The sequence below is a fragment of the Tenacibaculum sp. TB-53 genome (genome assembly GCF_059716285.2).
In genome coordinates this window covers 323,750-337,350 of record NZ_CM202790.1, presented here as the reverse complement: position 1 = coordinate 337,350, position 13,601 = coordinate 323,750, and the positions used below count along the sequence as shown (strand labels likewise).

General features: G+C 32.5%; 12 protein-coding genes. 5 read left to right on the top strand and 7 right to left on the bottom strand.

Translation table 11 applies throughout. From position 1 onward, the window contains the following. Nucleotides 1–321: an antibiotic biosynthesis monooxygenase family protein gene (locus AC3VJB_RS01530; protein WP_497651934.1), complete on the bottom strand. Its 321-nt coding sequence runs from the start codon at nucleotides 319–321 to the stop codon at nucleotides 1–3. Continuing rightward, on the bottom strand, nucleotides 318–818 hold the full coding sequence (locus tag AC3VJB_RS01525; RefSeq protein ID WP_497666661.1) for a GNAT family N-acetyltransferase: 501 nt from the start codon (nucleotides 816–818) through the stop codon (nucleotides 318–320). Before AC3VJB_RS01525 ends, AC3VJB_RS01530 begins: the two co-directional genes overlap by 4 nt. 127 nt (nucleotides 819–945) lie before the next feature. Here AC3VJB_RS01525 and mtaB point away from each other — a divergent pair, with 127 nt between their 5' ends. The 5 genes from mtaB (at nucleotide 946) to AC3VJB_RS01500 (ending at nucleotide 5,455) form a co-directional block, all read left to right on the top strand. Next, complete coding sequence (mtaB, locus tag AC3VJB_RS01520) at nucleotides 946–2,280, top strand: tRNA (N(6)-L-threonylcarbamoyladenosine(37)-C(2))-methylthiotransferase MtaB (protein WP_253680620.1); 1,335 nt, start codon at nucleotides 946–948, stop codon at nucleotides 2,278–2,280. A 165-nt stretch (nucleotides 2,281–2,445) separates the two neighbouring features. Then, nucleotides 2,446–3,063 carry a DUF6438 domain-containing protein gene (locus AC3VJB_RS01515; RefSeq protein WP_497666660.1) on the top strand — a complete coding sequence of 206 codons (618 nt, stop codon included), beginning with the start codon at nucleotides 2,446–2,448 and terminating at the stop codon, nucleotides 3,061–3,063. Then, nucleotides 3,063–3,728, top strand: a complete 666-nt coding sequence (locus AC3VJB_RS01510) for an alpha/beta hydrolase (RefSeq protein WP_437824111.1) — start codon at nucleotides 3,063–3,065, stop codon at nucleotides 3,726–3,728. Before AC3VJB_RS01515 ends, AC3VJB_RS01510 begins: the two co-directional genes overlap by 1 nt. Before the next feature lie 36 nt (nucleotides 3,729–3,764). Continuing rightward, nucleotides 3,765–4,667, top strand: coding sequence for a lytic transglycosylase domain-containing protein (locus AC3VJB_RS01505; protein ID WP_253680626.1), 903 nt, complete (start codon nucleotides 3,765–3,767; stop codon nucleotides 4,665–4,667). Between the two features lie 212 nt (nucleotides 4,668–4,879). Next, nucleotides 4,880–5,455: a helix-turn-helix domain-containing protein gene (locus AC3VJB_RS01500; protein ID WP_047790475.1), complete on the top strand. Its 576-nt coding sequence runs from the start codon at nucleotides 4,880–4,882 to the stop codon at nucleotides 5,453–5,455. Between the two features lie 35 nt (nucleotides 5,456–5,490). Here AC3VJB_RS01500 and AC3VJB_RS01495 read toward each other — a convergent pair whose 3' ends face one another. The 5 genes from AC3VJB_RS01495 to AC3VJB_RS01475 form a co-directional block, all read right to left on the bottom strand. Beyond that, complete coding sequence (locus tag AC3VJB_RS01495; RefSeq protein WP_437824109.1) at nucleotides 5,491–7,305, bottom strand: hemopexin repeat-containing protein; 1,815 nt, start codon at nucleotides 7,303–7,305, stop codon at nucleotides 5,491–5,493. 142 nt (nucleotides 7,306–7,447) lie between these two features. Further along, a complete protein-coding gene (locus AC3VJB_RS01490) occupies nucleotides 7,448–8,113 on the bottom strand; it encodes a phosphonatase-like hydrolase (protein ID WP_281980677.1) in 666 nt (221 codons plus the stop codon). 8 nt (nucleotides 8,114–8,121) lie between these two features. Continuing rightward, entirely contained in the window at nucleotides 8,122–9,273 is a 1,152-nt protein-coding gene (locus tag AC3VJB_RS01485) for a TIGR03364 family FAD-dependent oxidoreductase (RefSeq protein ID WP_437824107.1), read from the bottom strand. Beyond that, complete coding sequence (locus AC3VJB_RS01480; RefSeq protein WP_239180721.1) at nucleotides 9,263–10,525, bottom strand: DUF5690 family protein; 1,263 nt, start codon at nucleotides 10,523–10,525, stop codon at nucleotides 9,263–9,265. The genes AC3VJB_RS01485 and AC3VJB_RS01480 overlap by 11 nt, the downstream gene beginning before the upstream one ends. A 75-nt stretch (nucleotides 10,526–10,600) precedes the next feature. Then, a complete protein-coding gene (locus AC3VJB_RS01475) occupies nucleotides 10,601–13,456 on the bottom strand; it encodes a TonB-dependent receptor (protein ID WP_497666659.1) in 2,856 nt (951 codons plus the stop codon). Nucleotides 13,457–13,601 lie beyond the last annotated feature (145 nt).

Sequence of the window (13,601 nt, the reverse complement as noted above, 5' to 3'; positions counted from 1 at the left end):
CTATCCTTTTTCAAAACCATACTCTCGTTCTACTTTACATATACGTAGTTGATATTTTTTATACCACCTTTCTCTTCCTTTATTTCTAGCTTCAGTATGCTCTACATTATTTTTCCATTTTACAATAGCATCCAAACTTTCCCAATAAGAAACCGTAATGCCTACATTGCTCCTTGTCGACTCAACACCTAAATACCCATCTTGTTCTTTAGCTAAATTGTCCATTTTTTCAGCCATTTCATAATATCCTTCTGTATCATCTGAAAGAGTTGTCGTGAAAATTACTGCGTAATACGGAAGTTTTAAATTACCTACTATCATAAAATTAGTTCATATTTAGTTTCTGGTAGACCAATATCGTCACTTATAAATTTCTCTACCGCAACAAAGTTGAATCGTTCTAATATTTTAGCGGAAGCAACATTTTTATCCACCACACACCCTATAAGTTTTTTCATTCCTATGGATTTACAGTACTGTATTAATCCTTCACAAAGTTCAGTTGCAAAACCATTTCCCCAGTATCGTTCTATAAACCGATATCCTATTTCATCATTTCCTTCTTCATCTTTTACCAAAGCAACCGTACCTACAAATTCATTGTCTGACTTACGTTCTATGGCATATATCCAAAAATCATTTTCTTTATTAGTGTATCGTGCTATAAGCTGTTCTAAATCCTCTTTACTTTCTTCTAAATCTTTAGGTTCCCCAGTGGCGTATTGCAATACTTTCGGATTGCTTTCTAGCTCATAAAAAGGTTCTATATCAACAACTTGAAGCTTTCGAATAAGTAATCTTTTCGTTTCAAAAATCATGAATATTATCGTACTTTTGCAAACCCAAAACTGCTTTAAGCAGTCGTAGATTAAATAAACTATACGAACTTCTAAAAAATTAAAGACTTGTACAAGGCTTTTGTTTTTTATTTAGGATAGAGAAAAGATGAATGTAGATAAGAAAGTAGCTTTTTACACCTTAGGTTGTAAATTAAATTTTTCAGAAACCTCAACTATTGCCAGAAACTTTGTTAATGAAGGATTTGAACGTGTCGAGTTTGAAGAGGAAGCAGATATATATGTGATTAATACTTGTTCGGTAACAGATAATGCTGATAAACGCTTTAAGAGTATTGTAAAATCTGCTTTAAAGAAAAATGAAGAAGCTTTTGTTATTGGTGTAGGATGTTATGCACAATTAAAGCCAGAAGAATTAGCTGCAGTTGATGGGGTAGATTTGGTACTGGGTGCTACGGAAAAGTTTAATGTAACTAGCTATATTAACGACTTAACCAAAAATGACATTGGTGAAGTACATTCTTGTGAGATTGAAGATGCCGATTTTTATGTAGGTTCTTATTCTATTGGAGATCGTACTCGTGCTTTTTTAAAAGTGCAAGATGGTTGTGACTACAAATGTACTTACTGTACGATACCGCTAGCTCGTGGAATTTCTCGAAGTGATACGTTAGAAAATGTATTGAAAAATGCCAAAGAAATTTCAGAAAAAGGGATTAAAGAAATCGTTTTAACAGGAGTAAATATTGGTGACTACGGAAAAGGTGAATTCGGTAACAAAAAGCACGAACATACCTTTTTAGAGTTGGTACAAGCTCTTGATAAAGTAGAAGGAATTAACCGTTTACGAATCTCTTCCATTGAACCTAACTTATTAAAAGATGAAACAATTGATTTTGTTTCCAACTCAAATACGTTTGTTCCTCATTTTCACATTCCTCTACAATCAGGAAGTGACACACTTTTAAAGAAAATGAAGCGTCGCTATTTACGTAAAGTATATACTGATAGAGTTGCAAAAATTAAGGAAGTAATGCCTAACGCTTGTATTGGTGTAGATGTTATTGTTGGGTTCCCTGGTGAAACAGATGAATTGTTTTTAGAAACCTATAACTATTTAGCTGATTTAGATATTTCTTACTTACACGTTTTCACGTATTCTGAAAGACCAAATACTGAAGCTAACGAAATGGATGGTGTGGTTCCAAAGAAAACACGTGCAAAACGAAGTAAAATGCTGCGTGGATTATCTGTTAAAAAACGTAGAGCTTTTTATGAAAGTCAGTTAGGTAACACCTTAACAGTTTTATTTGAAAGTGAGAACAAAGAAGGGTATATCCATGGATTTACCGAAAACTATGTAAAAGTTAAAGCTCCTTGGAATCCTGAATTAGTAAATACATTACACACAGTTACGTTAACAAAAATTGATGAAGATGGTTTAGTTCGTTTTGATTTTGCAGATACTGAAGTTATTGCTTAACTTGTCAACTAGTTCACTCAATCAAAAAAACTACCTATGAAGTATTTATTATACTCTTTTTTAGCCTTAGGAATCTCTTGTGGTATTCCTAAAAAAGGTTCTGAAACCAAATTAACAGAGCCAACTGAAAAAGTAATAATTGCTAAATAAGAAGCTACTAAACCTATGGCTTCTCAAAATCAACTGATTGTTGTTCTTAAAAACGCTAAAAGTATTGATGATGTAAAATCACTTATAAAAAATAGCGGTTTAACTTGGAGTAAAATGGCTTATGAAACAGATGCTTCAAAAATAGGTATTGTTGAAGTTCCAGAAGGGAAACGTGATTTTTGGATTGATAAATTACAAGAAAGTGGTGAGTTCAGATTGATTGATGCCAACACCGATGAAAAATTAACTAACATTATTTCCGAAGAAAAAAACAATCTTTTAAGAATTACTAAAACTCAATGTTTTGGTGACTGTCCAGTATATACTGTTTCCATTGATAAAGAAGGAAACGTTGTTTACAACGGAGTAGAATATGTACTTGTAAAAGGTATTCAGAAATTTACGCTTTCTGAAAAACAACTACAGGAGTTAAACGAAAAACTTACTAAAAAGGATTTTAAAAATTTTAAAGACGCTTATAACAATCCTAGAATACCTGATTTATCTAGCACTTACATAGTTCATGATGGAAAACAAATTTTAATTCGTTTATGGAAAGATATTCCTGATGAACTTATTGATATACATGAATATATAGATGGTATTTTATTAGACAAAAAGTTTATTGAATAATGCCTAAAACTCACTTATATTTTGTTCCTGGTTTAGCTGCCAATACCAAAATATTTGAGCGTATTTCTTTACCAGAAGAACATTTTGAATTACACTTTTTAGATTGGATGCTTCCAACATCTATCGATGAAAGTATTGAAGAATATGCCGAACGATTATGTGCTAAAATCCAACATAAAAACCCTATCTTAATTGGGGTCTCTTTTGGGGGAATTATCGTACAAGAGATGAGTAAAATTATTGATTGTAAAAAAATAATTATAATTTCTAGCGTTAAAAACAATAAAGAGTTTCCCAAACGTTTTAAATTAGTACAAGTAACAAAAGCCTATAAACTTTTCCCTTCTAAAGTTATTTCAAATATTGAAAGTTATGAACGCTACTTTTTTAATGATTATTTAAAAAAACGAGCTGAGCTATATAAAATATATTTATCCATAAGAGATAAAAAGTATTTGCAATGGGCTATATACAACGTATTACATTGGGAACAAGAAAAATCAATTCCTGGAATAATACATATTCATGGAAAAAAAGACGAGGTTTTTCCTATAAAGTATATCAAAAACGCAATTGAAGTTGAAAATGGTACACATGTGATGATACTGACAAAGGCAAAAACTATTTCTGAAATATTAAAAAAGGAATGTTTTTTGATGGATTAATACCATTACACAACTTGACAAAAACTAAAAGAACAAATGAACAAATCAATCCGTTTCTTATCTATCTTAACTATAGTATTTGTTGGAATTTTATTCACCAATACTATAAGTAAATCAAACGAACCTACCATTAAAAATGTGGCAGAAAGCTATGAGGTTAAAGCTTTAAAACTACCTAACGATTTAAATTTAGCTGGAGAACGAGTTCCTATTGAAAAACCTGACATTAGAGAACGAATGGATCGCGAGCTATTGGTAAACACCTATTGGCAGTCTAACGGATTGTTATTAATAAAGCGTGCTAATAAATACTTCCCTATTTTAGAACCTCTACTAGAAAAATATGGCTTACCTGACGATTTTAAATTTTTAGCCTTGGCTGAAAGTGGATTCATTGATGAAACATCACATGTAGGAGCTGCTGGTATGTGGCATTTTATGAAACAAACAGGAAGAGAATATGGATTAGAAATTAATAGTAATGTTGATGAACGTTACCATATTGAAAAATCTACTAAAGTAGCTGCTGAATATTTAAAAAAATCAAAAGAGCGTTTCGGTTCTTGGACACTTGCGGCAGCAGCTTACAATGCAGGCAACTACGGTATTTCAAAAAGATTAGATGCTCAAGGTGTAACCAGTTATTATGATGCTTTATTGCCTGATGAGACTGAACGTTATGTGTTTAGAATTTTAGCCTTGAAAGAAATTATTTCTAACCCTAAGGAATACGGTTTTGTTTTTGACCAAGAAGATTTATATACCCTACCTGAAACCTATACTGTTAAAGTAGATACTGCTATTAGTAATATCGCTTTATTTGCTAAAAAATTCGGAACTACCTACAAAGAGCTTAAGCTACATAACTCTTGGTTACGTGAAAACAAATTAAACAACCGTAGTAGAAAACTATACGAAATTAAAATCCCTGTTAAATAGTGAGAAAAGTACTTCCTTTTATATATTTATTCATAGGTATATTTATTTTAATTAATACATTTTCCATCTCTTTTCAAAAAAGAGAAGTGTATCGACTTTTATTCAGCTTTACAACCGAAAACCAATATATTTTTCTACTCTTTAGAGTATTATTTGCTTCTTGGTTTATAGTGGATGGCGTTAAAAAATTAAGAAAAAATCAGTAAATATTTATGGATAATTTTTTAATCGGAATAGGAAAACGAATTAAAGAAATTAGAAAAAAGCAACATATTACTATCAATACTTTAGCAACCAATGCACAAGTAAGTAATGGTCTAATTTCAAGAATAGAAAACGGAAGAACCATTCCATCTTTACCTGTTTTATTAGAAATTATAAGTGCTTTAGAAATAGATGCCAGTACTTTTTTTGAAGGAGTTGAGAAAAAAACTGGTTCAAAATATATTCATATTAAAAAAGAGGAACAGCAATTAATAGAAAAAGAAGTAGAAGCTGAAGGATTTACGTATTATCAAATTTTTGGTAAAAGTTTAAATGCCGTTGGTTTTGAAGCTGTTTTATTAACTGTATCTCCCAATTCTAAAAGAGAAAAGGTAATTACTGATGCCTGGGAGTTTAAATACATTATGAGTGGTGAATGCACCTATCTTATCGATAATGTTGAAGTTACAGTTAAAGAAGGTGACTCTTTGTATTTTGACGGAAGGCTTCCTCATGTACCTGTTAATCGTACTCAAACACCTTGTACCATGTTGGTACTATATTTTTATTCAGAAAATAATTAAGTAGGGTGCTCACACACCCTACTTATTTTAATCTTTTAGTTTTTTAATCCAGGCCAAGTGCTATTGTTAACCTCTTTAGGATAACCTGATACTGCACTATCTGTTGATTTGTTATACTTAATGTATGTATTATCATCAAGGAAAAAATAACAATAAGTTAAGTCCCAATCTACAGCTGCTGTAATCTTTGTTGCGTAATCTCCTAACCCCGGCCAGCTTCCATTGGTAATAGCTACAGGGTACCCAGAATCTACAGAGTCATTTGTTATACTATATCTTATATAAGTTCCATCGTTTAAAAAGAAATAAGCTCTACTATTATTCCTTTTAAAAGCTGCCACAATTTTATTCTTATATGGTTCCAAACCAGGCCAATTTCCATTTGTTATATTTGCTGGATATCCTGAATCTACAGAGTCATTATTCATATCGTAACGTAAATACCTTCCATCTTTTAAGAAGAAATATCCTTTATGATTATGCCATTTAAAAGCTGCACTAATTAAATCTTTATACGCCCCTAACCCTGGCCAAGTACTGTTATTTACCTCTTTTGGGTAACCATCATCAGACTTATCTAACAGTTTGTCATAACGTATGTAACTATTGTCACTTCTAAAAAAATAAGCTCTATTGTCTGCAAAATCATTCCAATCTAATCCTGCTATTATTTGAGAATTATTATAAGCCACAGAACCTGTTTGTCCGTCAAGTAACAGGGTGTAGTTAATACTTCCATCAGAATTGTTAGCATCGGTAAAATACCCTTGTGAAGCAGGTACCGTTGCTACGTATGCATTGTTTTTATAAACATCAACATTGTTAGATGCGTTAGAACTCCAATAAACTGTATTGGTATTTTGCATCATTACCTTCCTAGTACCCACACTCCCTACTAAAGAAGTACTATTTAATTGCCATTCTTTTTGAATGGGGATATTTAAGTGAGTTAAGATAGAAGGAACGATTGCTGTTTGTGCAACATGACCGTAAATTCCGCCAAAATCTTGATTTGGTACATTTGAAACATATGAGTTGAATTCAGCGTTTCCTTCTTTGTTCATTCCTACAAAAATTGTTTTTTCTTGCGTTGTTTGTCCTCCATGGTTAAATCCACCAAAACCTCTTCCGTGATCTGTTACTACTAATATTAACCAATCTTCGTTCGTTCTTTTTTCTACCTCAGCTACAATTCTACCGAACTGTTCGTCTGCTTTGGTAATAGCATTATTATAAGCACTACCAAAACCTAACGAATGCCCTACACCATCTACATCATCAAGATGCACAAAAACCACGTCTGAATTTTCATTATTAATTGCATGAATGGCTCCTGTGACCGTATTTTCATCTCCTCCACTTTTTGAGTGGTAATCAATATAGTTCAGTTGCTCTCTAAAAAAATCATGAATAGGTCCCCAAGTAACAACACTAGCAGTTTTTAGCCCTGAATTTGATTCTTTAATTAATTGAAAAACACTTTTCGCTTTCGAAATATGAGAAGTATTGTTGTCTGTAACTCCGTGTTTGTTTACCCAAACACCTGTTAAAATAGTTGACCACCCCGGTCCACTACTTGTTTTTTGTTCAGAAGAAGTATTATCGATACCTCCTGCATACCCTTTTACAATACTCAGCTTATCTAAATTTGGAGTGGAAGTTCCTGCAATTTTCTCAAATTGGATTCCATCAAAGCCTACAACAAGTACCTTTTTCTTTAAAGAAGATTTTCTTTGTCGTTCTAGTTTTCCTTTTTTTTTGGATACCTCATCCAAGTTGTTCTCTTGACAGCTCGACAATGCGAACAATAAAATTAAAGCGCTTAGCTTTACTAAATAATTGGTTTTCATTTTAAAAAGTTTACTAATAGTTAATTTACTAATCAAAAATACACTATTAGTAAACTTTTAAAAGACAGTTTTCGAGTCTTAATACAAAGATAAATTAGCTAACATTAAAGATATATTTAGCAAACATATCATTTACATTTTATTAAACTAACTCACTTAAAGACAACAAAATATAATCTGGATTTTGGACTTCTAATTGTTCTTTTGTTTGCGCTCCTGATAAAACACCGATGGTTACACCACAATTTGCATTTTTACCTTCCTCAATATCGATGGCTGAATCTCCTGCTTTTAAAACAAAACTAGCATCAGTTATATTAAATGTTTCCATTGCTTTTTGTATCATTTCTGGATGAGGACGTCCATTTTCTACATCAGAGGCTGTTAATAACATATCGTAATGTATATTCTTGTCCCATGCTAATTTTTCTAACAACTTTTCTGCTACTTGTCTGTTATAACCCGTATTTAAAACTACTATTATTCCTTTTTGTCTTAAATTAAGCAATACATTCTCTACGCCTTTTATAGGCTTTACTTCTAAGTTTTCATAAGCTTCATCCAGCATTTTTTTGAATTCTTCAAATATTGCTTCAGACTCCCCCAGTTTATTCGGCTTGAATTCAACTAAAACATCTTTTATTGCTTGATGTTTTTCTTTTCCTGCTCCAATTTTTAAAACGGTATTTAAATCAACTGCTACTCCGTGTGTATTTAATGCTTTATGTAAGGTTTTATACACTACATTTTGCTCATCTACTGTTGTTCCTGCCATATCAAAAACAACCATTTTAATATTTTCTAACATCTATTTACTTAAAATAATTTATTAATACTTTCTTTTGAAAAGCCTGCGCTACCTGTCATTCCTTTCCCTCCAATTCCTGTTACAATGTGTATATTTTCTCCTACCGAATGTTCAAAAAGATCTTTGGTTTTACATTGGCTATAAAATCCTGCCCAACGATGCTGAATTTCGTACGTTGGTAAATCGATAATTTTTTTAGCTTCTTGAATCATGAAGTTATCTATATCTTCATTCAAGTCAAATCCAAGATCATCTATATTTTTTGCCGTTGCATATTCGTGTGAATCACCCAAAATAACAGAACCATCTGTTGCTTGCTTAAATAAAATATGTACTCCGTATTTTTTCTCAAACGAATTCGGGTCTTCATTAGCTTTTATTGTATTCCACGAAGCACATTCTTCAAAAGCTTCGTACCTTCTAATAGTCAATCCTGTTAAAATAGATCCGTCTAGTTGGTAATTCTTTTGTCGTTTTGTTTGCATCATTTGTAGCTTCGATACAATTAAATCACTTTCATTATATATTGACGGATACAGTGTTTTAAAATCACTTCCGTTGCAGATGATTACTTTTGACGCCAATACTTCTTCGGAATTTGATGTTAACACTGATACACCACTGGTAACATTGTTTGTAGCCATCACCTTAGTATTATAGTGTATTGTTACATTCAATTCTTTTTTCATGAACTCATGTAAACGAAGAATCATAACTCTAGGCTCCACAGTTACTTCTTCAGGAAAAAATAACCCTGCTTGACAATAATCACTACGCAAGCCAGCATATTTATCTAAACATTGTTCTTTGGTTAACAGCTGTGACGTATAGCTATTATTCTTATTAATTTGATGCAATTCTTCTATTAACTGAACTTCTTCTTCGTTTGAAGCAATATATACGGTTCCGTTTTGACGTATGGAAACATCAAACTGTTCTTGAATGCTTTTATAAATAGCTAAACTTTCTCTTCCATAGTTTTGCCATTTTTGATTCATTCCTGAAGGCACTACTTGTCCGAAATTACGAACGGTAGCTCCTTGTGGTTTGTTATCTTTTTCTAAAATAGCTACTGACAACCCTTTCTTTGCAGCATGATAGGCATGAAAAGTTCCTAAAACTCCCCCTCCAACAACAATAAGGTCATATTTATGATTCATATACTAATTGATTTATTTTTTGTTCTTTGTTTTTTTTAGCTTTAAAAAAGTAAAAGCTATATAGTGTTATAAATATTCCTATAAATGCTAAAATGTAAAGTGCGTATGTAAAAAAGCTTAGCCATGAAATATCTCCTTTTCCGAAGTTTTTATATAAAAGAATTAATATACTTCCTAAGTAACCAAAAGCATCAGCTATATAGATTAAGAACCCAACATTTCCGTTTATTTTAAAAGTAGCTATCATGCGGTCGAAAAATATTCCGTTAAAAGGCACATAGCAACTATACAATCCTAAACCAGAAATAATCATCCACGTTAATGCTGAAATTTCATTGTACTGAAATAAATAAGTACTAATAATCACTGCTAAGCACGATACAAACAACACATAATGATAGTAAACAAATGCTTTGTAGTTTTTGCTAATACTTCCTATTACCCCTAAAATAATGAGTACAATAATGGCTATAGGAATTTCTGAAATACTATAAATTGAAGCATCTTTGTACTCTAAAGAGTCCCAGATTTCTCGTGCAAAGTTGTCTCTAAAATCTCTCAATGCTGTGAGTAACATAAAAAAGAAAACAATGAGTATTAAAGGGCCTGAAAATTCTTTGAATAACTTTTTTCTTCCTGCTGAATCTAATGGTTTACGTACTACTTTAAGTCGTGTATCTTCTGCTGTTGGTTTGGGTAACTTCTCTAATAACCAAGCAAAAAATATCAACGGAATTATAAAAAACAGTCCCGTTATAAAAGGCATCCAATGTTCGTTAAATCCAAAACTATCCAACACTATTTTCCCGACTGATTTTACAGCTCCTGAAGAAACTATAAAACTTGAGGACAAGATTACTCCTAATAGTTCTGTGGCTTTTCTTCCTTCTAAATAAGAAAACACAATTCCCCAAACCATGCCTAAGGGCAATCCATTTAAAAACAGGAATAAGATATTGTAGGGTGCGGGAGTTATAGCAAAACCTAATAAGCTTACTTCTGCAAATAGAATAAAGCTAACTAAAGCGAGCATCCTTTTACCTGATTTCATTTCGGAAATGACTTTTATCCCTATAAACTTTGATAATGTATACCCTACTACTTGGGCTATTATCAAGAGAATTTTATAATCAATTCCCCAAAAACTTTCATCGGCAAAAGTGGCTACTGTAAATGGCTTTCGAAAAGCGTACATACAAAAGTACGTACCGAAAGCTGCTATAGAGGCTCTTGCTATAAATCTTATATTCATACTAACATTTTTAATAATGCAAGCCCTCATAAAAATGAGAGCCCGCATTGCATTTATAAACAGAAAACAAGTTCATTACAGATTATACTTTACACCGATGCTTCCTTTTATACCGTAGAATTCTACTTGCTTAGGACGGTCTTCAGTTTTTCCATAATGATAAATTAGGGCATTGTTTAATATGTTATTTACATCTGTAAAAATGGTCCAGTTTTTACCTATTTGATATGAGGCTGAAAAATCTAGTGTGTTGTATTTTCCATAGTAAATATCATCAATGTCTCTTTCTCCAAACCCAATTGCATAGCTTCCTTTGTGGTTATAGGCTAATCGTGTATTGAATCCTCCTTTTTCAAAGAATAACTGTGCATTAAATAAGGTATTGGCTTGGTATGCAATAGATACTTTTCTTCCACTTGGTTTTGTCATTTCAGAATCCATAAATGTTGCATTTAACTGAGTTCCGAAGTATTGTAAGAATCCTGGTAAGAAATCAAATCGTTTGTTAATTCCTAATTCTATACCACCAATCCAAGCGTCTGCTCCATTTACAGGTGTACTAAACTCTACTCCTGTATTTCCGTTGTAAGTACCTTGATATGTATCGTTGAATACAGGATCTGTAATTGATTTATAGAAAATACCTGCATTTATTACTCCTACATTTTTAAAGTAGTACTCTCCTAATAAGTCAAAGTTCCATGAGAATGTAGGGTTTAAGTTTGGATTCCCTCCTTTAAACTCGTTATCAAATGAGATGAAGGTACCTCCTGGAGCAATATCTCCAAAGTTTGGCCTTGAAAAACTTCTTGTTGCTGCAAAACGAATGTTTAAATCAGTTTTTGGAGAGTATTTTACATGTAACATTGGTAATACTGCCCAATAGTCTTTTACATTTCTTACAGCATTTAATTGGCTTTGATCAGCATCCCAAACATATCCATTTACCTCTGTTTCTGTTTTGGTAGCTCGTAAACCTCCCAATACCGTGAATTGATCTGATAATTTTAAGGTTCCCATTCCATAGAATGATAAATGAGTTTCATCTACATTAAAGTTTCTTCCTAAACCTCCACCGTTCTCTAAAATTTCTGAATCTCCTTCTAAAACAGTTAGGTTGTTTTTATTGTTTTTCCAGAAGTTTACCATTCCTTGTTCTGATAATACTGGCCCAAAAGTAGATTGAATATTAGACCCCATTTCGTTTAAAAAATCAGCTCTTCCTGGTTGCTCTATGATATTTTGAGAATACTCTGACAAGTTAGGTTTTGTTCCTGCGTTTGCTTCATCCCAACCATAATACACGTCCTCAAACTTAGCTCTACGATCCTTATCTCTATACTTTGTACCTACTTTTATTTTAAAGTTGTTATTAAAAGTATGCTCATAGTTTAAAGACGCTACAATATTATCACGCTCTTTAATTGATATTTTATACAACTCTAAATCTGCAAACGACATTTGAGATGCATCCATTTTAAATGAAGGATCGCTAAAGAAACCAAATAAAGCATCTGTATCGTTATAGTCTAACAATCCACCATCTGCTTTCCAATAAGCTCTATCGTCTCCAGCTCCACCATCTGCTTCCGGTCTATTCTGTAAATATTCAGGTTTCATTCCTACTCCATCTTGCTTAAACTTCACTACATAGTAGCTCTTATCTTGCTCTGTTGGAATTCCTCCGTATCTAAACTCATTATTATAATTAGCTATACTCCAATCAAACTTACCATTACCTGTAATATGTCGCCCTCCAATTTCACCACCAATCATTTCAGTAATTAATTCATTGTAGATATTTTGTAACTCAACCCTTGCTGTGTTTGTTCCTGAATCAAACTTATCAAAACGTACTCTGTGCTTGTAGTGTGTTTCGGTATCTGACAATGTTCCGTACACTCCCCTAAAGTGCATTTTATGCTCTGGTGTAAAATTATACTCCATCGCTCCATTTAACCCTTTGGTTATTCTTACACCGTTGTAATCTCTTAACTCCATTCTAAACACACCTTCATCACCTTTTCTTCTCGCTTCAAAATTGTCCGTTCCCCAGTTTCTATTCCAATATGAACCGTTTACAATAAATCCAAACTTTCCATCTTTACTTCTATTTCCATACGTTAATGAAGCATTGTAAATAGGCTCTCCAGATTTTTCATTATAACCACCACCAACATTTACGTTTAAAACTCTTTTTGCTGGTGCTGTTTGTGTAATAAAGTTTACTCCTCCACCAATACCATCAGCTTCCATATCTGGTGTGTATGCTTTTGCTGCTTGTACATATGAGATTAACTCTGATGGGAAAAAATCGAAAGCCGTTGCTCTTGAAGTTGTTTCTTCTTCTGCGGTAGGAATACGGTTTCCGTTAATTGTTGTAGAAGCCCAGAATGGCGGCAATCCACGAACTGATACAAAACGTCCTTCTCCTTGATCTCTTTCAATAGATAATCCTTGAATACGTTGTACCGTTTCCGCTGCATTTCTGTCTGGTAATTTCCCTATTCCATCTGCTGCAATCACATTCATAATACTCATTGATTTCTTTTGAATACTCAATGCTCTTGCTTCACTGTTTCTTCTTCCTGAAGAGGTAATAATTACTTCTTCTAAATTTTGGTTAGATGGTACTAACGTAATTACACCTACATTTTTCTTTACATTCGTGTTAATTGAAACTCTTTTTGTTTCAAAACCTATGTAAGATATCTCTAAGGTAACTTCCCCCTTTTTGACATTAGACAACACAAAATTTCCATCAAAATCTGTGTTAACGCCTTTTGTTGTTCCCGACAACATAACACTAGCACCAGGCAAAGGATAATTTCCATCATTTACTATTCCAACAATAGTAGCCCCCTGACCTAAAGCTGCACTACATGTAAAAAGAACAAATAGTGAACTTAGTAAAAGTTTAAAATTATTCATTGGTTTATTATTTACAATTATTAAAATTAATATTGCAAATCACTACATTATTTTACTATTTGTAAACTTTTAAACATTAAGAAAACTTTTACGAATTGCTATTATAGCGTAACAGAATTGTTAACACCAAAGGTTTTAGTTTTAA

Bases quoted from the DNA above. Each gene is read 5' to 3' on its own strand.
- AC3VJB_RS01530 (WP_497651934.1), bottom strand. From the start codon at position 321: ATGATAGTAGGTAATTTAAAACTTCCGTATTACGCAGTAATTTTCACG.
- AC3VJB_RS01525 (WP_497666661.1), bottom strand. From the start codon at position 818: ATGATTTTTGAAACGAAAAGATTACTTATTCGAAAGCTTCAAGTTGTT.
- mtaB (WP_253680620.1), top strand. From the start codon at position 946: ATGAATGTAGATAAGAAAGTAGCTTTTTACACCTTAGGTTGTAAATTA.
- AC3VJB_RS01515 (WP_497666660.1), top strand. From the start codon at position 2,446: ATGGCTTCTCAAAATCAACTGATTGTTGTTCTTAAAAACGCTAAAAGT.
- AC3VJB_RS01510 (WP_437824111.1), top strand. From the start codon at position 3,063: ATGCCTAAAACTCACTTATATTTTGTTCCTGGTTTAGCTGCCAATACC.
- AC3VJB_RS01505 (WP_253680626.1), top strand. From the start codon at position 3,765: ATGAACAAATCAATCCGTTTCTTATCTATCTTAACTATAGTATTTGTT.
- AC3VJB_RS01500 (WP_047790475.1), top strand. From the start codon at position 4,880: ATGGATAATTTTTTAATCGGAATAGGAAAACGAATTAAAGAAATTAGA.
- AC3VJB_RS01495 (WP_437824109.1), bottom strand. From the start codon at position 7,305: ATGAAAACCAATTATTTAGTAAAGCTAAGCGCTTTAATTTTATTGTTC.
- AC3VJB_RS01490 (WP_281980677.1), bottom strand. From the start codon at position 8,113: ATGTTAGAAAATATTAAAATGGTTGTTTTTGATATGGCAGGAACAACA.
- AC3VJB_RS01485 (WP_437824107.1), bottom strand. From the start codon at position 9,273: ATGAATCATAAATATGACCTTATTGTTGTTGGAGGGGGAGTTTTAGGA.
- AC3VJB_RS01480 (WP_239180721.1), bottom strand. From the start codon at position 10,525: ATGAATATAAGATTTATAGCAAGAGCCTCTATAGCAGCTTTCGGTACG.
- AC3VJB_RS01475 (WP_497666659.1), bottom strand. From the start codon at position 13,456: ATGAATAATTTTAAACTTTTACTAAGTTCACTATTTGTTCTTTTTACA.